Here is a 19875-nt window from a genome sequence, read left to right as displayed (position 1 = left end):
TCCTTAATGGCTTCTCAATTTTTCACTTCTTCTTTTCAACCACTCAAGCGCTAATAAAATAGAAATCGAAATGAGACCTAAGACGAAAGCAACGCTGTTAGCTGCCACGAGGTGGAATTGTTCGGCATCTTGATAAACAAGGGTTGTCGCCGTTTGCGTCTGGTTAATAATATTGCCGGATACGACAAGAATCGATCCAAACTCGCCAAGCGCTCTTGCGATCGTTAAGATGAGACCGTATAGTACGCCCCAACGAATACCTGGCCATGTAATTTGAATGAATGTACGCCAGGCGCCAGCGCCTAAAGTAGCAGAAGTTTCTTCCGACTGTGTACCAATCTCTTCAAGTAAAGGCACCACTTCTCGTACCATCAGAGGAAACGTAATGAACATTGTTGCTAAGACCATGCCGGGTACAGCATAGACAATTTTCATATTATGGTCTTCCATGAAGGTGCCAAACGCGGTGTTCGGTCCAAAGATCAAAATAACCATTAACCCAACAATGATAGGAGATACAGCAAATGGGAGATCAATAAGTGCGTTGATGATAGGTTTCAACCAGCGAGAGATCCAAGAACCTCTGACAATTTCTAAGGAAACGTAAATGCCGACAATGGCATTAAGAATGGTTACAATCACTACGATAATTAACGAAATTTTCATGGCATGCAGGGCTTCAGGTCGTACGAGAGCGTCGAAAAAAGCTTGCGGGCCTTCTTCAAAAGCACCAAAGGTAATTCCAAGAAAAGGCAACATAATAAGTAAGAAAATAACGAGAAATGAAATACTGATTAATACTTTTCTCATGCTAGGCGCCCCTTTCCGCGTGTCAGTACATTGATGATCCAGAGAATAAGGACGGATAATGTAAGGAGCACAAGAGAGATAGCGGCTGCGCCTTCGGGGTTGAAATTCTGTGTTTCACCATATATATAGACCGATGCGACCATCGTTTTACCAGGCAAATTGCCTGATATGAGGGATATGGCTCCAAATTCGGCAAGTGATCGGGAGAAGGCGAGCATGCTTCCAGCTATGATACCAGGGAAAATGGCTGGGAAAACGATTCTACAGAAGGTGTAAAATCTACCCGCACCAAGCGTAAAGCTGGCTTGTTCTTCTGCTGGATCGATTTGTTCAAGCAAAGGCTGAACAGTTCGAATGACAAATGGAAAGGTAACAAATACAAGCCCTATCACGATAGCCGTTTGATTATAAAGCAGTTTAATTCCCAAATGGTCGAGCCAGACACCTAGCGGACTTGAAGGTCCTAATAGGGTTAGGAACATTAAACCAGCTACTGAAGTTGGAAGCGAGAAGGGTAGATCTACCATACTGTTTAAAATGCTTTTGCCGCGAAAGGTGTAACGGACGAGGACATAAGCAATGATGGTACCAACAATCGCTTGAATGATGGTCGAGACAACACTGAGCTTAATGGTTAGCACAATGGACTTCCAGGCTAAAGGTCCTGTAACCTCTTTCCAAAATGGATCCCATCCTAATGAAAATCCTTTCAAATAGATGGAACCTATCGGAATGACAAGAAGTACTATCAAATAGCCGATAAGCACAGATCGAACCGTAGCTTTAAAAACCTTATTTCCCACATTACACCACCTAATGTCATTAATCATATCTTTTTACTCGGAATAATAAATTGACTATACCAACGGATGGTCTGATTTGTCAATATGCCTAAACGCAATTTTATGCAAAGAAAGATCATATATTTTTTTGATAAGTCATTTTACAATTGATGCAACAATTCTTCGTGGAATAGTGTTAATCTCGATAACTTAAAGCTTTGCACCACAACTGAAAAAAATGATATGATAAATGAATAATTTTAAAAATGAATTCAATAATCTATTTATTTATAAATTATGGATTTCATGCTCCGAAAAGTGTGAAAACGCGTATACGAATATGTTTATCAACGAAACTTGTTGGGGCTGAAATGCTTATTGTAAGCGATTTCTAATTATTGGTTACAGCTGGCATCAGAGAACTGGTTCATGATGAACAAATGTAATCTCTTGCACAGCATTGAGTATCTCCGCGACGAGCAAATGGGATATTTCGTTTGAGCGTCAACCCAAAAAGATACGAAAAGGTGGTTACCATGAACAGTGTACAGGATCGAATTCACAAATTATACAATCAACTGTCCAACCAACAGAAACTCGTTGCGGAATTCATTTTGGAAGAACCAGAGAAGGTAGCTCTGCATCCCGCCAAGGAAATAGGTGCGTTGACAGGAACGAGTGGAACCACTGTTATACGATTGAGCAATGCGTTGGGATATACGGGGTTTAGTGCTATGCAAAACGAAGTACGTCAATCTCTATTGGCATCTAACCAGAGGGAAAATCACATTCAAAAGTTCTTTGACCATTCCAAACAATTGAATGAAAAGGAAGGCCTCATCACTTATAAAATGGAGCAGGACATCGCCTATATTAGAGAAACGCTGAACTCGGTGAGCCAAGAGGCACTGGATCAAGCGGTGGAAAGCATTATCAAGGCAAAAAAGATTGTGGTCGTCGGTTTTCGTTCCTCCTATGCTCCGGCGCATTGGCTTTCTTTCACGCTTAATATTGTGAAAGGGGATACGCACCTGTACACCGGTCAAAATGATGATGCGAATTATTTGATGATGCTAGCGGATGAAGAATGGCTGGTGATTGTTCTATCGTTTCCTCGTTATACGCAAGAGACCATCTCCTTTGCCAAGGTCGCCAAGGAGAAAGGGGCGAAAATCCTGGCGTTTTCGGATGACGGGCTGTCACCGATAGGAGCGATAGCCGACCAGTTGATTAAAGTGACGATTCCAACGCCTGTGCTGCATGGAATTACCACCATTTTTTCGGTCTTGAGTGTTCTTATCGCCGGTGTGACACAAGCGGACAGGGAAAACGTGGAAGAACGCTTTAACAAGTATGATCAGACCAGTCAACAGTTTTATCCGTTTGCAACGACTGACAAATAAGACAACACGTTTACTGCAATTGAGTAGGCGATTGCCATGATAACGGGGAAAGCCTACGCCGTATAAGTTAATAGGAATTCAATACAGAGAATTGAAGCAGTTTATATGCTTAGGAAAAGCAGGTTGAAAGATACCTGCTTTTTCTTATTTTAAATGGATGGCAAACGGTTTGCGCGAGATCGAGCCATTAGTCAGGTTGTAGGGCCAACCAAAGATATCTCGACTTTGTTTCGAAAATACAAGTTTTGTAAATAAATCTTGTAAAAATGAAATGATAATTGTATGATACATGTATGGATTATAAAAATCATTTATTTTTTAATAATGGATTTTATAATCCGCGTATATGTGGAAACGCTTTTACTAACTATGTATATCAACGAAGCCTGTTGAGGCTGAAAAAAAGAAAAGGGTGTGATCGATTTTGCTTTTTTATAAGGATTAAATTCATACAAAAATGCTTGTTGTAAGCGCTTTCTAATGGTTGGTTGCAGATGTCATCAGAGAAACTGGTTCATAATGAACACCTGCTTCTCTTACATAGCATGAGTATCCCCTCGACGAGCAAATGACATATTTCGTTTGAGAGTCAAGCCAAAACGTTACGAAAAGGTGGTTACCATGAACAGTGTACAGGATCGAATTCACAAATTATACAATCAACTGTCCAACCAACAAAAACTTGTTGCGGAATTCATTTTGGAAGAACCACAGCAGATCGCTCTGCAACCCGCCATGGAAATTGGTGCGTTGACAGGCACGAGTGGAACCACTGTTATACGATTGAGCAATGCATTGGGATATTCGGGGTTTAGTGCCATGCAAAACGAAGTACGTCAATCTCTACTAGCAAATGGCCAGAGGGAAAATCACATTCAAAAGTTCTTTGACCATTCCAAACGATTGAATGAAAAGGAAGGCCTCATCACTTATAAAATGGAGCAGGACATCGCCTATATTAGCGAAACGCTGAACTCGGTGAGCCAAGATGCACTGGATCAAGCGGTGGAGAGCATTATCAAGGCAAAGAAGGTTGTGGTTGTCGGTTTTCGTTCCTCCTATGCTCCGGCGCATTGGCTTTCTTACACGCTTAATATTGTCAAAGGGGATACGCACCTGTATACCGGTCAAAATGATGATGCGAATTATTTGATGATGCTAGCGGATGAAGAATGGCTGGTGATCGTTCTATCGTTTCCTCGTTATACGCAAGAGACCATCTCCTTTGCCAAGGTCGCCAAGGAGAAAGGTGCGAAAATCCTGGCGTTTTCGGATGACGGGCTTTCACCGATAGGAGCGATAGCCGACCAGTTGATTAAGGTGACGATTCCAACGCCTGCACTGCATGGGATTACCACCATTTTTTCGGTCTTGAGTGTTCTTATCGCTGGTGTGACACAAGCGGACAGGGAAAACGTGGAAGAACGCTTTAACAAGTATGATCAGACCAGTCAACAGTTTTATCCGTTTGCGTCGACCTATCAATAAGAGAACAGGTTCACGGCGACGGAGTAGGCGGTTGCCATGATAAAGGGAAAGGCAAACTGGTGCAAGCTGCTTGCAGCGTTCACCTATACCAATTCGATGATTATTACGGGAGGGTTTCTTATGAATAACCAGGAATGGATCAACACGTTTGAAGACTATGCACAAAAGCTGGTTGATGAGCATCAAGTTCCAGATGCCGCTATCGGCATCGCAAAAGATGGAAAGACCTTCTATCAGAAAGGGTTTGGATTTAGTGACGCAGAAACCAGACATGCAGACATAGCAGATTCAGTGTTTGGCATAGGCTCCATAACCAAATCTTTTACATGCGTAGCGATTATGCAGCTGCAGGAAGCAGGTAAGCTTTCCGTGCACGATCCGATTGTGACCTATCTTCCGGAATTTCGTCTGAAAGCAGGAAACATAGTTGAGCAAATGACGATCCACCACCTGATGACGCATACAGCAGGGCTACCGCCATTAACTACTTTGTTCCTAGCGACTAAACGGAGCATGCAACTCGATCCTGATAGTCTCCAAATACTTGGGGAAAGCACCTTTAACATGATGAATAACGGGCCGATGATCGATACGTATGAAGAAATGTTGACATATATGGCCGAATTGGATATCAAACTGCTCGGTTCGCCAGGTACGCAGTTTAGTTACTCCAATGATTCCTATGCTTTGCTGGGTCTTATTGTGGAACGAGTCAGCGGAAAGAGCTATGAATCCTATATAAAAGAGCACATTCTGCAACCGGCGGGAATGAATCGCAGCGTCTTTTTGCTGGAGGAATTAAAAGGAAACGACAATATTGCATCCATTTACGCCAGTAAAAAGAACGATGGCGAAGTACAAGTGTTTCTTTCCGACAATTGGTATGATGCTCCTGCGATGCGAGCAGGCGGTTTCCTCAAATCGACAATACGGGATATGTTGAAATACGCTGACATTTACCGAACAGGCGGACTTGCTGGAGGGGAGCGAATCCTTAGTGAGGAAAGTGTGAAACAAATGGTTGCCCCGCATATCGAGATTGAACCTGGGCGTTTTTACGGTTACGGACTAATGATTACTCCCGATTATCACGGCAGTCTGCTTGTTGAACATGGCGGAGCCCTCAAAGGGATTGCAGCACAAATGCATGTGCTGCCAGAACTAGGGATAACCGGTGTCTCACTTATCAATCTGCAAGGTGCACCAGCTACTGCGCTGATAAATGGAGCTCTGAATGCTTATGCTGGTCGTGCTGCCGAAGCATCTTACCGGTCGTTTTCTCACTTCCAAGTTCCTACGGAGCGGGTAGAGGAATTTATAGGAGACTTTAAATCAGACGAAGGCGTGCTGTTCAGCATCAAATTGGAAAATGGGAAGCACGTTCTACTCACTGAAGATAAGCAAGAATTACCTATGCAGCCAATTGGTGAAGACCTTTTTTTGATCAAAAAGAGTACATCGGAAATTTGTATGAGATACATCCGTGACAGTAATCAGGACGTTGTCCGCGTCAGCTTTGGTTTTCGCCAAATTCCGAAAATAAAAGGAGAAAAACGGTCATGAAGATTGCAATCGGCGCAGTGGTGAATGAGATCAACACCTTTTCGAGCGTTGGGATAACCGTAGAATTGTTCAAGCAAAGGGCGTGGGAACGGGGCGAAACCATTCTTTCCAATCACAGAGGTGTGCGTGATTATTTGGGAGGCATGATCGATCGTGCAGAAGCGTTAGGTATTGAAGTGATTCCAACGTTTGCTGCGTCCGCGGAGCCTGCCGGAAAGATAACGAGAGAGACCTACGAAACGATCAAAAGCGAATTGGCGACGGGCATTCAAGCAGCTGGAACGGTTGATGCGATCTGCCTGTCGCTGCACGGAGCGGGCGTTGTCGAAGGCATCGACGATATGGAAGGCGATCTTTTACAATACGTTCGCAGTCAGGTTGGCTACGAACTGCCCCTGATCGTAACGCTTGATTTGCACGGAAACCTTACGGAAAAAATGGCTGCAGAAGCAAATGTACTGCTCGGTGTGCATCTGTACCCGCATACGGATTGCTATGAACGTGGCATGGAAGCCGTCGCTATCGCTGAGCAAATGGTGAAGGGCGGACTTCAAACGGCCATGCACTTGACCAAGCTGCCGCTGATGATTACCCCCTCGACGACGAACCTCTCGCCGGCTAAAGATATCAACGCGATTTGCTTGGAATGGGAAAAACACCCTGACGTTATTGACTGCGCTTTCTTTCACGGCTTCTCTTATACCGACCATCTGGACGTTGGCGTTTCCGTTGTTGCAGTTACCCGTGGCGACCAGCTACTAGCCAAAGAGGTGGCGGACGACGTAGCGAACCAAATTTGGGCCAAGCGAGAAGAATTCACTCCACAATTCCTATCACCGGCAGAAGGCATCCGGCAGGCGCTTGCGGCTGAAGGGCTGCCGATTGTCATCAATGAGACATCGGACAATCCCGGCGGCGGATCTCCAGGTGATGGCACGTATCTGCTTCGGGCGATGCTGAAAGCCAATTTGCAAAATGCTTGCTTCGCCTTTATCTACGACCCTGAAGTTGCACAAATCGCCCATGAAGCAGGAGTGGGAGCGACGATTACTGTGAAATTAGGCGGAAAAGTAGATAAGCTGCACGGGGAGCCGATTGAGTTGACAGCCTATGTCAAATCGCTCACAGATGGTCGCTTCATTATATCTTCGTCGGTGGCTAAAGGTACACATGTCAACCTCGGCAAATCGGTACGTTTACAGGTAGAGGGCCTCGACATTCTCGTCTGTTCCGTCAGAACACAGGTAATAGATGAACAAATTTACCTGCTGCATGGAATCGACATCAACATGTATAAAATCGTTGCTTTGAAGTCCAGTCAGCATTTCCGGGCAGCATTCGAACTCATCAGCAAACAAATCATCACGGTAGATTCACCAGGTTTAACGACACTTCAGTTTTCTTTCTTTGATTACAAACACTTAACTCGACCGATTTATCCACTCGACGAAATTTCTGTTCATTCATTTTAGATGAGATCGACAACAAAAGGAGGGTTTTAAATGTTTAATTTTAATCCATCTCGCAGATTTCATCGTATCTCCATGCTGTTCTATATCTTTGCGATTCTCTTGGCTGGGTGCACATCTACACCCAAATCAGACGGTGATCCTTCCGCTAAAGCTACTCCCAAAGAAGGGGGAACGCTGGTAATCTCCTCAATGATTGAACCAGAAACATTGGATGTGACAAGGTCAACCTGGGTTGACGCTGCAATTGGAATGATGTACGAACCTTTGATCACAACTGATAACTCAGGTAAAATCATCCCCTGGTTGGCTGAAAGCTACAACATCTCAGAGGATGGAAATATATGGACATTTACATTGCGCAAAGGGGTGAAATTCCATTCCGGTGAACCACTCAATGCGGAAGCAATGAAGTACTCTATTGAAACACTGCAAAAGGATTCCCCGAATAAAGCACTTCTGGGTCCGATTACGAAGGTAGAAGTAGTTGATGAGCAAACGTTTAAGATTATCTTTTCTGAACCGTTCGCTCCATTTATGTCTACAGTCGTTGGGGGTGTTTTGACGGCGATAGATCCGAAACGTCACAAGGAAAACCCGGATAATTTCGGGAAAAACCCTTCTGCAACTGGACCGATTATGTTTGATAAATTCGAACGCGGTCAATCTTTATCCTACAAGAAAAACCCGGATTACAATTGGGGCGGTTCATCGGTTGAGAACAAAGGGCCTCTACATGTAGATGAAGTTGTCTTCCGCTTTCTAAAGGATGACGATACGAGAATTCTGGAATTTAAAAAGGGCACGATTCATGTGCTGTCGGATGTACCGGCTACCTACGTGAGTGATCTGAAAAAGGTTCCAGGAGTCAAAATTGAAAGCAATTTGGGAAAAGTGATGGAATATCTCGGGATGAATAATAAAAATCCGATGTTCCAGGATGTTCGGGTCAGACAGGCTCTTGCAATGGCGGTTGATCGTGCTCCGATCAATCAGGTTGCCCATTCCGGTTACGCCAAGCCGCTCTTTGGTCCGCTGCCGCCGACCGTTCCTGGTTACAGTGAAAAGATCGAAGGCTTGGCAAAAGGGATGTACGCCAAAAATTTGGAAAAGGCAAAATCGTTATTGGCTGAAGTCGGATATAAGGACAGCAACAAGGACGGCATTTTGGTAAAGGACGGAAAACCGTTCTCCTTTGAACTGTTGGTGACCGCGGAGCCTGCTTATCAGCGAATCGCACAAATTCTGCAAAGCCAGTTCAAGGAAATCGGGGTTGATATGAAGATCACTATAACCGATGTTCCTACGTTGAAAGACAGAGCGAAAAAAGGCAACTACGATATGTACCTCCTGTACTGGGGCTATAGTGATCCAGAAATCCTGAACTTATTGTTTGGTGTTAAAAATTCGAACCGCATGTATGTCGATAATCCGGAACTAGAGAAACTGCTCCTCAAAGGGCGTTTAGTGACGAATGTGGAAGAACGTATGAAGGTGTACGAACAAGCGCAGGAAATTCTCGTGAAAGAAGCGCCTTGGATCCCGTTGTTTACTTCTGAAACGGTGACAGCGACACAAGGTATCGAAGGATTCAAAATAAATCCATACACAGGAGACATGTCGCTTAAAGATATTCGCTTGACGAAATAACGAAGGATGACAACTCGACTGCGTCGATACTACAGGGCTGACGCAGTCGGAGTCTGCAATAAACATTGTGACTTGAGTCTTTATCTAAATCTGTAAGTTTGGGGGGAAAGTCAATTGCAAAGGTACTTGATAAAAAGACTGCTTTCCTTGCTTGGGACACTCTTTGGCGTATCCGTTCTCGTTTTTCTCATCGTTCACTTGATCCCAGGCGACCCCGCTGAACATATATTGGGAGAACATCCGACTCAGGAGGCCATTAAGGCACTGAGGACGGAACTTGGCCTGGATAAACCGTTGCTTGTTCAGTATGTGAATTATGCAGGGAAATTGCTTCAAGGGAATCTGGGCACATCCTTTATGACACATGAAACCGTTTGGAGCCAGATTGTGAACCGTTTCCCCCTTACATTGCAGCTTGCGGCTTTCAGTATTGTGATTGCTGTAGTTGCAGGAGTTATACTTGGGGTTATCTCCGCTGTCAAGCATAACACAATCATCGACCGGTTGATGGTCATCTGCTCCCTCGTGGGGATTTCTGCTCCCGGTTTCTGGGTAGCTCTTTTGCTGATCTGGATTTTTGCTTATAAACTCGCCTTGGTTCCGATTTCCGGTTATGAGGGGATAAGTTCCCTGATTCTTCCGGCCATCACGATTGCCTTGTCCACAATGGGATCTATTGCGCGGGTGACCCGCTCAAGTATGCTGGACGTCATCAAGCAAGATTACATGAGAACCGCAGAAGCCAAAGGTGCCGCCTACTATGCTGTCGTCTTTCGCCATGGCCTGAAGAATGCGCTCATTCCCGTTATTACACTGGTTGGTTTGGAATTCGGCTCGCTGCTCGCAGGTGCTGTCGTCGCGGAAACAGTGTTCAGCTTGCATGGAATAGGCAGTATGGCAATAGAGGCAATCGGGAAGCGGGATATTGCGACGATTCAAGGAATGACCTTTTTCCTTGCAGTCCTGTTCGTTCTGACAAACCTCGTTGTTGATATCATCTATAGCTATGTGGATCCACGAATCAAGTACGAATAGGGAGGAGGGAAAACGTTGAGCAGCAACGTGACACAAATGAGTGCAAAACAAATCACAACACATCCCAAAGAGCCGGATGAAACCACTATGATCAAACCTCAGTCCTACTGGGGAACGGTAGGGAAACGGCTTCGAAAAAACAAAACGGCTGTAGGCGGCGGCATCATTTTGCTTATTTTTATTATCTGTACACTGGCAGCTCCGTTGCTGGCACCATATCCGTACATTCAAATGAATGTTCAGGATCGTTTGCTTGGACCAAGTACCGCTCATCTGCTTGGAACAGACGATTTTGGTCGGGATATCTTCTCGCGAATCTTATACGGTGGGCGCATCTCACTGTTAACGGGTCTGGTTACGGTTGGGTGTGCTACAGTGATTGGAACAACGCTGGGAGTTATTTCCGGTTACTATCGCAAAATTGACATCTACATCATGCAGGTAATGGATATCTTGCTTTGCCTGCCCGTTCTTCTGCTGGCCATTGTCATCATTGCCATACTCGGTCCCGGTTTGACCCATGCAATGCTGGCTATCGTGATCGGGGTCATTCCCACCTATGTGAGAGTCGTGCGCGCATCTGTTTTGTCCATACGGGAAAAGGAATATGTGGAAGCCGTTCGTGCGCTTGGAATCAGTGATTTCAAAATCTTGGTCAGACATATACTTCCCAATGTAAGTTCTCCGATTATTGTGTTATCGACATTGATGTTTGGCGGCAGTATACTGGCTGCCTCTGCCCTGAGTTTTCTCGGTTTGGGAGCACAGCCGCCGACACCTGAATGGGGGGCCATGGTGTATGTAGGAAAAGCCTATCTCAGTAAGGCCTGGTGGATGTCGTTGTTCCCCGGACTTGCGATCATGCTCGTCGTACTTAGCTTCAACCTGTTGGGTGACGGACTGCGGGACGCCCTGGATCCAAAAATCGAACGGAAATAAAACAAATGTGTGGGAGGAGATAGTAAGATGAATCTACAGCAAAAACTGGAGAATGCAGTGAAGGACGAACAGGGTACCTTTGGGGTAGCCGTCAAGCATTTAGGAACAAAGGAAGAAGCAAACATCAACGGAGAACGATTGTTTCAAATGGCCAGTACGTATAAGGTTCCAATCCTTACGGCTCTTTATCGGGATGTCGAGGCCGGAAAAATTCGGTTGGATGAGCGTGTTAAACTCAAGTGGGAAGAGCGCGTTCCAGGTTCAGGCGTTTTACAACAGCTTGATCCGGGAGCAGAGGTATCTGTCAAGGATATGGCCACGCTCATGATTATTGTCAGCGACAATTATGCAACAGACAGAGTATTGGATCTGGTTGGCGGTCCCAAGCAAGTGGAGGCTTATATGAAAGAGCTGGGTCTGAACCATATTTTGGTGAAGATGAGCTGTTGGGATACTTTGACTCAAGCTATAGGGATGGAGCCTCAGCCGGTGTCAGCCGAAGCATATGCCACATTTTTGAAAACTGTGGAAATTGCGGTAACCAGTAGATATGATCAAAAAATAAATGATGTAGATCTCACATCCACGGAACATAATGTGGCGTCACCACGTGATATGGGCAAATTGTTGGAAATGATCGCCCAAAAAGAGATGCTTTCTGAAAGTTCAAGTAATGGCGTCCTTGATATCATGTTGAAACAGCAATTTAGGAACCGAATCCCTTACCTTTTGCCGGAACAAGTGAAAGTTGCTCATAAAACGGGAACGATCGGAAATGCCGTCAATGATGTAGGAATTGTATACTTGCCTGAGGAAAAGGGGATTTTTACCATTACAGTGTTTTCGCAAGGGAATTCATTCAGGCGTGAAGGGGAGCAGGCAATCGCCCGTCTGGCCAAAGCTGCCTATGATCACTTCATGGGGAACTAAAACGTGCGGGTGAACATGTCCTGATGCTACTTATGCGGACAGAGGAGGAGAGATAGGGATGAGCAATGTTCTTCTCGACGTAAGCCAATTATCCATGCATTTCAAAACAGAAAAGGGTCATGTTTCTGCGGTAAAATCAATTTGTTTCCAAATCAATAAGGGAGAGACGGTGGCTCTTGTCGGCGAGTCCGGCTGTGGAAAAAGCATCACCTCGCTCGCGATCATGGGACTGATCAAACCAAATGCGGGTCAGGTGGACGGCACTATCCGATTTAAAGACAAAGTCCTCAATCGCCTGTCTGAAAAAGAAATGCGTTCCATTCGCGGGAACGAAATTTCGATGATTTTTCAGGAACCGATGACTTCACTTAACCCGGTACATACCATTGGTCAGCAAATCGGAGAGGTATTCAGCATCCATACATCTTTGTCCAAAAAGGAACGCCGTGACAAATCCATTGAGATGTTGAAAAAAGTAGGGATTCCGCGCCCAGATAAAATTGTGGATGAATATCCCCATCAGTTGTCAGGAGGTATGAAGCAAAGGGTGATGATTGCAATGGCTATGGCTTGCAATCCTGATCTTTTGATTGCAGATGAACCGACAACAGCGCTGGATGTGACGATTCAGGCACAGATTCTCGACTTGATGAACGGGTTGAAAGCAAGCATCCATACGTCACTTTTGCTGATTACCCATGATCTTGGCGTGGTAGCGGAAATGGCAGACCGGGTTCTCGTCATGTATTACGGGGAGATCGTAGAGGAAGCGGATGTAGCGACGATTTTTACGAATCCCAAACATCCCTATACGGTAGGGTTGCTTCAGTCCGTTCCGGATTTGGAAGAAGAAAGAGACAGACTTGTATCGATTGAGGGGAACGTCCCTGTCATGGGAGAAGTGACTACCGGTTGCCCATTCCGTTCTCGCTGCGAGCATGCGCATGAGAAATGCGCTCATGAAAATCCTCCTCTGATGAGAGTTGCCAAACATGCTGTGAAATGCTGGCTATATGCAAACGAGGAGATGGTCGTATGAGCAAATGGTTGTTGGAAGTAGACGATTTGAAAACCTATTTCCCGCTGAAGAAAGGACTATTTCAAAAAGAAGCCAGTTTCATCAAGGCGGTAGATGGAGTTTCCTTTCGCTTGAAAAAAGGAGAAACGTTGGGGATCGTCGGGGAAAGCGGCTGTGGGAAATCCACGACTGGCAGAAGCATCATGAGGTTGATCAATCCAACAGGCGGATCTATCAAATATGAAGGACAAGAGATGACAACGTTATCGCAGAGCGAAATGAAAAAGCTGCGAAGACAGATGCAAATTGTGTTTCAAGATCCGTATGGCTCCTTGAATCCCAGGATGACTGTCTATGAAACCCTGGATGAAGCGCTGTCCGTTTACGCCCCCGAAAGCAACAAGCGTCTGCGCCGGGATAGAGTAATAGAATTGCTGAATCAGGTGGGGTTAAATCCTACCTTTGTGGATCGGTATCCGCATGAATTCAGCGGTGGACAGCGTCAGCGTATCGGCATTGCCCGGGCCATAGCTGTAAAGCCCTCCTTAATCGTAGCAGATGAACCTGTTTCTGCGCTGGATGTTTCCATTCAGGCACAGATTTTGAACCAATTGCAGGATTTGCAAAAGAATCTGCAGCTGACCTACATTTTTATTTCTCACGATTTAAGTGTGGTTAAGCACATAAGCGACCGGATCGGCGTGATGTATCTAGGAAGGATGATAGAGAATGCGGGTAAGCATCAGCTTTATTCAAATCCATTGCATCCGTATACCCAAGCGTTGTTATCGGCGATACCGATTCGAAGTCCACTGCAGAAAAAAGAGCGAATTGTATTGACAGGGGACGTTCCAAGTCCGGTCAATCCGCCTACGGGATGCAGCTTTCATCCCCGCTGCAGCCAGTGCATGGACATTTGTAAAACCGATCGTCCGAAAGAGATAGAAGCGGAGCCGGACACTTTGTTGCCTGTCATTTGTATGGGTAGCCCCAGCTTCGTGATCTTCGGAATTACAAACACTTAGGAGGAACACCGTCATGAAAATTGCAATTGGTGAAGTGGTGCATGAGACCAACACCTTTTCGAGCGTTGAGACAACCGTAGAATTATTCAAGCAATGGGCGTGGGAACGAGGCGATACCATTCTTTCGAATCACAGAGGTGTACGCGATTATTTGGGAGGTATGATCGATCACGCAGAAGCTTTGGGGATTGAAGTAGTTCCTACGTTTTCTACGAGAGCTGAGCCTGCCGGAAAGATAACGAAAGAGACATACGAAACGATTAAAAGCGAATTGGCGGCAGGCATTCAAGCAGCCGGAGCGATTGATGCATTCTGCCTCTCATTGCACGGAGCGGGCGTTGTCGATGGCATCGACGATATGGAAGGCGATCTTTTACAATACGTTCGCAGTCTGGTCGGTTACGAACTGCCTCTGATCGTAACGCTTGATTTGCATGGAAATATTACGGAAAAAATGGCTGCGGAAGCAAATGTACTGCTCGGTGTGCATTTGTACCCGCATACGGATTGCTATGAACGAGGCATGGAAGCCGTCGATATTGCTGTGCAAATGGTGAAGGACGGACTTCAAACGGCTATGCACTTGACCAAGCTGCCGCTGATGATCCCCACCTCGACGACGAATCTCTCTCCGGCTAAAGATATCAACACGATTTGCTGGGAATGGGAAAAACACCCTAACGTTATTGACTGTGCTTTCTTTCACGGTTTCTCTTATACCGACCATCCGGACGTTTGCGTTTCCGTAGTTGTTGTTACCAATGGCGACCAGCTACTAGCCAAAGAAGTGGCGGACGACGTAGCGAACCAAATATGGGCCAAGCGGGAAGAATTCACCCCGCAAGTCCAATCGCCGACTGTAGGCATCCAGAAGGCGCTTGCGGCTAAAGGTCTGCCGATTGTCATCAACGAGACATCAGACAATCCCGGCGGCGGGTCATCAGGCGACGGCACGTATTTGCTGCGGGCGATGCTTGAAGCTAATTTGCAAAATGCCTGTTTCGCCTTTATCTACGACCCCGAAGTTGCACAAATCGCTCATGAAGCGGGAGTGGGAACGACGATTACTGTGAAATTGGGCGGAAAAGTAGATAAGCTGCACGGGGAACCGATTGAGTTGACCGCCACTGTCAAATCGCTCACAGATGGCCGCTTCAATATATCTTCGTCGATGTGGAAAGGTTTGCGTGTCAACCTCGGCAAATCGGTACGCTTACAGGCAGGCGGTCTCGATATTATCGTCTGTTCCGTCAGATCACAAGTATTTGATGAACAAATTTACCTGCTGCATGGAATCGACGTTAACACTTATAAAATTGTTGCTTTGAAGTCCAGTCAGCATTTCCGGGCAGCATTCGAATCCATCGGCAAACAAATCATTACGGTAGATTCACCAGGCTTAACGACACTTCAGTTTTCTTTCTTTGATTACAAACGGTTATCGCGACCGATTTATCCGCTTGACGAAACAACATTCCAAGCAGAAATTTCATAATAGGTAGGGAACGGAGTTAACCAATGAGTACTTACATGCCGAATGATTACGTGAATCAACAGCGTGAGCATATTGTTCAAACCTATCGCGATTTGCATGATTTGGCAGAGCCCAGCTGGAAAGAAGAGAAAACCTCGCGCTACTTGCAAGAACGCTTGCAAGAGGCTGGTTTTTCTGTTCACACGTTTGCCGGGCACTATGGTCTTGTAGCGGAGATTCCAGGGGAAACAACGGATGTTGTAGCTCTTCGTGCCGACATGGATGCATTGGTACAGGAGGTAGACGGGGTTGTGAAGGCTAACCATTCTTGTGGCCATGATGCTCACAGTACGATGGTCCTCCATACCGCATTAGCTCTCGCTGCGTGTCAGATTCGCCCCCATAAAACGATTCGCTTTATTTTTCAGCCTGCGGAGGAGAAAGGGGAGGGAGCGCTTCAAATGATCCGCGACGGCGCCTTGGATGGCGTAACGACGCTCTTAGGGGTGCATTTGCGTCCTAGTATGGAAGTGCCGTATGGCAAAGCGGCTCCCGTTATTGTGCATGGAGCGTCTACGTCCATTCGGGGTGTGATTCAGGGTCTGCAAGCCCACGCTGCTCGCCCGGAAAATGGTAAAAATCCTCTTGAAGCAGCAGCCTTGATTATTCAAGCCTTACAGGGAATTCGCCTGCAAGCACGGTGCCCGTTTTCTGTGAAAATCACGCAATTGCAAGGAGGCGGTGAAACCTCCAATGTCATACCGGAAAGGTCTGAATTTACGCTCGATCTGAGAGCTCAGACCAATGAAGGAATGACCGAGTTAAAAGAAAAAACCGTACATGTGCTTCACACCGTTACTGCATTAACCGGTACTTCCGTGGAGTGGAAGTATGGCAGCTATGTACCAGCAGCAACTGTGAATGAGACGATGATAAAGATCGCGGAAGAAGCTATCAGCAAGGTTCTTGGGCCTAATAATGTGGCGGATCGGTGCGTGACGCAGGGAGGGGAGGATTTTCATTTCTACCCGCTGGAGAAGACCGGCCTAGCATCGACGATGGTTGGACTCGGTTGCGATTTAAAGCCCGGTCTGCACCATCCCCACATGACGTTTGCACTGGAATCTTTGGTATACGGCACACAAATTTTATCAAGCGCAGTGTCTGAAGCTGCCCGAGCATAAACTTCTGCAAACAGGAGTAATTTAAAATGAAAGCAGGGACGTATAGATGAACATTGAACGAGTAGAACTACAACGATTAATTATGCCTTTTAAGGCTTCTTTTGAAGCGAGCATTGGACGGATGGACAAAAGAGATTTGGTGCTGGTAACCGTTTATGATACAGACGGAACTGCAGGATACGGGGAGAGCACATCCTTTCCATTCCCTATGTACAACGAGGAGACAACGGACACGGTCTGGTATATGCTGGAGAGATTTCTTATTCCCAAACTGCTCTCGGTCTGAGATTACGTCACCGGAAGAAGTGAACGACCTCTTTGCCCCGATTCGCCGCAACAATATGGCAAAAGCAGCATTGGAAGGTGCTGTGTGGGATTTGTACTGCAAGCAGAAAGGTATCTCGCTGGCAGTCGGTTTGGGTGGGAAAAAGACGACCATCGATGTTGGTGTTAGTATCGGGATTGAGCCGACCATAGACCTGTTGTTGGCGAAAGTGGAAGGTTTTATCAATGAAGGCTATAAAAAAATCAAAGTGAAGATTAAACCTGGCTTCGATATCGAACCGATGCGTGCCATTCGCAAACAGTTTGGGCCGGATGTGCCGCTGATGGCAGACGCCAATTCCGCCTATACGATGGATCAACTCGACATTTTAAAGGAACTGGATCAGTTCAATTTGATCATGATCGAGCAACCGCTTTCCCATGACGATATCATTGACCACGCCAAGCTGCAAAAAGAGCTGCAAACCCCGGTTTGTCTGGACGAGAGCATTCACTCGGTGGAGGATGCGCGGAAAGCGATTGAACTGGGCAGCTGCAGGATAATTAACATTAAAGTAGGCCGTGTAGGCGGTTTGACTGAGTCGAAAAAAATTCATGACTTGTGTCAGGCGCACGACATTCCTGTCTGGTGTGGCGGAATGTTTGAAACCGGAGTGGGGCGCGCCCATAATATAGCGATAACCTCACTGACCAATTTCACGATTCCAGGCGATACCTCGGCATCCAATCGCTACTGGGTAGAAGACATCGTAGAACCGGAAGTAGTCTTGTTTGCACCAGGAGTGCTTGCTGTCCCGACAGGGGCGGGAATCGGCTACGAGCTCAGACCAGAGAGTGTTAAGAAGTTCCTTGTCCGCCAAGAGAGCTACAGTCGCCAAGCAGCAGGAGTGAGAGAATGAAACCTGTGATTCATTACGCAATAGTAACCGAACCAGAGCACATGTCAGATGTCGAAGAGTTGCAACGTCAAGTTTGGGGAAACAAGGCTACAACGCCGTTGGCGCAGCTTGTAGCGGCAATTCACTATGGCGGGGTCGTCATTGGAGCGTACGATCAAGACAAATTGGTTGGTTTTTGCTACGGGTTTGCCGGATATAAGAACGGTGAAGTCTCACTATGTTCTCACATGATGGCGATAGATCCCGAATATCGCGATCTAGGCATCGGTTATGAGCTAAAACACAAACAGCGCCTCTGGGCTATTGATTACGGCTATAAAAAAATCATCTGGACGTTCGACCCGCTGGAGACGCGAAATGCTTATCTCAATCTCTGCAAATTAGGCGGTACGATTCGGACATACTTACCTGCTTATTACGGAGATTTGGCTGACGAAGTGAATAAAGGATTGCCGTCAGACCGCTTTCTGGTCGAGTGGGAGTTGGAATCCGTGCGAGCAGTTGAAGCCGCTGCAGGTAAATCCATTACCAGTGAAAGATGGCAGAGCTATCCGTCACTGGTGAAGTGGTTGCAATCAGGGAGCTTTGCCCGCCCTGTTCCTGGTCAAGAGCTTGGGAATGAGAACGAGTATATCATTCCGGTGCCACGCTATCTTCATGATATGAAACGAGATCAGATAGATTTAGCGAAAGAATGGCGACTTACCCTGCGCGATCAATTTCAGCATGCTTTGGCAAACGGATATGTAGTCACAGGGTTACTGCGCAGCGAGGATCCAGTTCATTATTATGTAGTTGAAAAAATATCATAGAATGGAGGGTCGATATGGATATTTTTCAATCTATGGTGCAAGACGATTATGAAGAGGTATTGTTCTGTCAGGATAAGCGTTCGGGACTAAAGGCGATCATTGCTATTCACGATACCACACTGGGTCCGGCACTGGGCGGAGCGAGAATGTGGAATTATGCTTCCGATGACGCTGCAATCGAAGATGCTCTGCGGTTGTCCAGAGGAATGACTTATAAAAACGCCGTTTCGTCGCTTAACTTCGGTGGGGGAAAAAGTGTCATTATAGGTGATCCTAAAAAAGATAAAAATGTAGAAATGCTGCGCGCATTCGGACGATATATTCAACACCTGAACGGACGCTACATTACTGCTGAGGATGTAGGCACAACGGTAGAGGATATGGATATCATTCAGCAGGAAACGAAGTACGTGTCAGGGAAATCCGCCAAATACGGGTCTTCGGGTAATCCCTCACCAGCAACGGCATTCGGTGTCTATCAAGGCATGAAAGCAGCGGCCAAAGAAGCTTTTGGTTCCGATTCTTTGGAAGGAAAAACGGTAGCCGTCCAAGGCGTAGGAAACGTTGCCAACTTTCTCTGCGATTATTTGCATAAAGAAGGAGCGCAATTGATTGTAACCGACATCAACAAGGAGGCAGTAAAGAAGGTCGTAGAACAATATAATGCCAAAACGGTTGACCCGAAAGATATTTATGGCGTTAGTTGCGACATCTATGCTCCCTGTGCATTGGGAGCCACCATCAATGACGAAACAATCGTTCGTTTGCAAGCAAAAGTCATTGCTGGTGCAGCAAACAATCAATTGAAGGAAGCGCGGATCGGTGATCTGATTCATAGCATGGGCATTTTGTATGCACCTGATTATGTCATTAATGCCGGAGGCGTGATTAATATTGCCGATGAATTGGACGGTTACGATCGTGAACGGGCATTTAATAAAGTGAAAGAAATATATAACACCACTTCCTTGATCTTCGAAATTTCAAAGCGCGATGGTCTACCAACTTATAAGGCGGCAGATCGTCTTGCTGAGGAACGCATCCATTCACGACGGAAAGCCAGCTGCGAAGTATAAATTTGGCGGTGCCGACTAGATTGAGTCTCTGAG

General features: G+C 46.1%; 15 protein-coding genes and 2 pseudogenes. 15 read left to right on the top strand and 2 right to left on the bottom strand.

The genetic code is table 11. The features are described 5' to 3' along the window. Window positions 1-3: 3 nt before the first annotated feature. Window positions 4-810, bottom strand: a complete 807-nt coding sequence (locus ACBP55_RS22305) for a sulfate ABC transporter permease subunit (RefSeq protein WP_464645054.1) — start codon at window positions 808-810, stop codon at window positions 4-6. Beyond that, complete coding sequence (cysT, locus tag ACBP55_RS22300) at window positions 807-1613, bottom strand: sulfate ABC transporter permease subunit CysT (protein ID WP_235549181.1); 807 nt, start codon at window positions 1611-1613, stop codon at window positions 807-809. The genes ACBP55_RS22305 and cysT overlap by 4 nt, the downstream gene beginning before the upstream one ends. Before the next feature lie 515 nt (window positions 1614-2128). Here cysT and ACBP55_RS22295 point away from each other — a divergent pair. The 15 genes and pseudogenes from ACBP55_RS22295 to ACBP55_RS22225 all read left to right on the top strand — a co-directional run bounded on the left by ACBP55_RS22295 (window position 2129) and on the right by ACBP55_RS22225 (window position 19842). After that, the gene (locus ACBP55_RS22295) at window positions 2129-2995 is read left to right on the top strand and encodes a MurR/RpiR family transcriptional regulator (RefSeq protein ID WP_464645052.1); all 867 of its coding nucleotides are present in this window, start codon (window positions 2129-2131) and stop codon (window positions 2993-2995) included. Between the two features lie 621 nt (window positions 2996-3616). Further along, complete coding sequence (locus tag ACBP55_RS22290) at window positions 3617-4483, top strand: MurR/RpiR family transcriptional regulator (RefSeq protein WP_464645050.1); 867 nt, start codon at window positions 3617-3619, stop codon at window positions 4481-4483. A 36-nt stretch (window positions 4484-4519) separates the two neighbouring features. Then, window positions 4520-6046 carry a serine hydrolase domain-containing protein gene (locus tag ACBP55_RS22285; RefSeq protein ID WP_464645048.1) on the top strand — a complete coding sequence of 509 codons (1527 nt, stop codon included), beginning with the start codon at window positions 4520-4522 and terminating at the stop codon, window positions 6044-6046. Next, on the top strand, window positions 6043-7518 hold the full coding sequence (locus ACBP55_RS22280; RefSeq protein ID WP_464645046.1) for a M81 family metallopeptidase: 1476 nt from the start codon (window positions 6043-6045) through the stop codon (window positions 7516-7518). Before ACBP55_RS22285 ends, ACBP55_RS22280 begins: the two co-directional genes overlap by 4 nt. A gap of 30 nt (window positions 7519-7548) precedes the next feature. Then, window positions 7549-9165 (top strand): ABC transporter substrate-binding protein, encoded by a 1617-nt coding sequence (locus ACBP55_RS22275; RefSeq protein WP_464645044.1) that lies wholly within the window; start codon window positions 7549-7551, stop codon window positions 9163-9165. Window positions 9166-9279: 114 nt separating this feature from the next. Further along, window positions 9280-10200, top strand: coding sequence for an ABC transporter permease (locus ACBP55_RS22270; protein ID WP_464645042.1), 921 nt, complete (start codon window positions 9280-9282; stop codon window positions 10198-10200). 87 nt (window positions 10201-10287) lie between these two features. Further along, window positions 10288-11139: an ABC transporter permease gene (locus ACBP55_RS22265; RefSeq protein ID WP_464653377.1), complete on the top strand. Its 852-nt coding sequence runs from the start codon at window positions 10288-10290 to the stop codon at window positions 11137-11139. A 27-nt stretch (window positions 11140-11166) separates the two neighbouring features. After that, complete coding sequence (locus ACBP55_RS22260; protein ID WP_464645040.1) at window positions 11167-12069, top strand: serine hydrolase; 903 nt, start codon at window positions 11167-11169, stop codon at window positions 12067-12069. 58 nt (window positions 12070-12127) lie between these two features. Then, window positions 12128-13108, top strand: a complete 981-nt coding sequence (locus ACBP55_RS22255; RefSeq protein WP_464645038.1) for an ABC transporter ATP-binding protein — start codon at window positions 12128-12130, stop codon at window positions 13106-13108. Further along, a pseudogene (locus tag ACBP55_RS22250) lies at window positions 13105-14075 on the top strand (ABC transporter ATP-binding protein). Before ACBP55_RS22255 ends, ACBP55_RS22250 begins: the two are co-directional and overlap by 4 nt. A gap of 50 nt (window positions 14076-14125) precedes the next feature. Continuing rightward, the gene (locus ACBP55_RS22245; RefSeq protein ID WP_464645036.1) at window positions 14126-15607 is read left to right on the top strand and encodes a M81 family metallopeptidase; all 1482 of its coding nucleotides are present in this window, start codon (window positions 14126-14128) and stop codon (window positions 15605-15607) included. Between the two features lie 23 nt (window positions 15608-15630). Beyond that, on the top strand, window positions 15631-16770 hold the full coding sequence (locus ACBP55_RS22240) for a M20 peptidase aminoacylase family protein (RefSeq protein ID WP_464645034.1): 1140 nt from the start codon (window positions 15631-15633) through the stop codon (window positions 16768-16770). Between the two features lie 46 nt (window positions 16771-16816). Further along, a pseudogene (menC, locus tag ACBP55_RS22235) lies at window positions 16817-17954 on the top strand (o-succinylbenzoate synthase). Continuing rightward, window positions 17951-18766, top strand: a complete 816-nt coding sequence (locus ACBP55_RS22230) for a GNAT family N-acetyltransferase (RefSeq protein ID WP_464645032.1) — start codon at window positions 17951-17953, stop codon at window positions 18764-18766. Before menC ends, ACBP55_RS22230 begins: the two are co-directional and overlap by 4 nt. Window positions 18767-18780: 14 nt before the next feature. Beyond that, entirely contained in the window at window positions 18781-19842 is a 1062-nt protein-coding gene (locus tag ACBP55_RS22225) for a Glu/Leu/Phe/Val family dehydrogenase (RefSeq protein ID WP_464645031.1), read from the top strand. The last annotated feature ends 33 nt before the right edge of the window (window positions 19843-19875 follow it).

It is taken from the genome of Paenibacillus sp. WG02 (assembly GCF_055396115.1).
Note: the sequence above shows the minus strand (reverse complement) of the source record. Positions and strands in the feature narration are given on the sequence as shown.

Bases quoted from the DNA above. Each gene is read 5' to 3' on its own strand.
- ACBP55_RS22305 (WP_464645054.1), bottom strand. From the start codon at position 810: ATGAGAAAAGTATTAATCAGTATTTCATTTCTCGTTATTTTCTTACTT.
- ACBP55_RS22295 (WP_464645052.1), top strand. From the start codon at position 2,129: ATGAACAGTGTACAGGATCGAATTCACAAATTATACAATCAACTGTCC.
- ACBP55_RS22290 (WP_464645050.1), top strand. From the start codon at position 3,617: ATGAACAGTGTACAGGATCGAATTCACAAATTATACAATCAACTGTCC.
- ACBP55_RS22285 (WP_464645048.1), top strand. From the start codon at position 4,520: ATGATAAAGGGAAAGGCAAACTGGTGCAAGCTGCTTGCAGCGTTCACC.
- ACBP55_RS22280 (WP_464645046.1), top strand. From the start codon at position 6,043: ATGAAGATTGCAATCGGCGCAGTGGTGAATGAGATCAACACCTTTTCG.
- ACBP55_RS22275 (WP_464645044.1), top strand. From the start codon at position 7,549: ATGTTTAATTTTAATCCATCTCGCAGATTTCATCGTATCTCCATGCTG.
- ACBP55_RS22265 (WP_464653377.1), top strand. From the start codon at position 10,288: ATGATCAAACCTCAGTCCTACTGGGGAACGGTAGGGAAACGGCTTCGA.
- ACBP55_RS22260 (WP_464645040.1), top strand. From the start codon at position 11,167: ATGAATCTACAGCAAAAACTGGAGAATGCAGTGAAGGACGAACAGGGT.
- ACBP55_RS22255 (WP_464645038.1), top strand. From the start codon at position 12,128: ATGAGCAATGTTCTTCTCGACGTAAGCCAATTATCCATGCATTTCAAA.
- ACBP55_RS22245 (WP_464645036.1), top strand. From the start codon at position 14,126: ATGAAAATTGCAATTGGTGAAGTGGTGCATGAGACCAACACCTTTTCG.
- ACBP55_RS22240 (WP_464645034.1), top strand. From the start codon at position 15,631: ATGAGTACTTACATGCCGAATGATTACGTGAATCAACAGCGTGAGCAT.
- ACBP55_RS22230 (WP_464645032.1), top strand. From the start codon at position 17,951: ATGAAACCTGTGATTCATTACGCAATAGTAACCGAACCAGAGCACATG.
- ACBP55_RS22225 (WP_464645031.1), top strand. From the start codon at position 18,781: ATGGATATTTTTCAATCTATGGTGCAAGACGATTATGAAGAGGTATTG.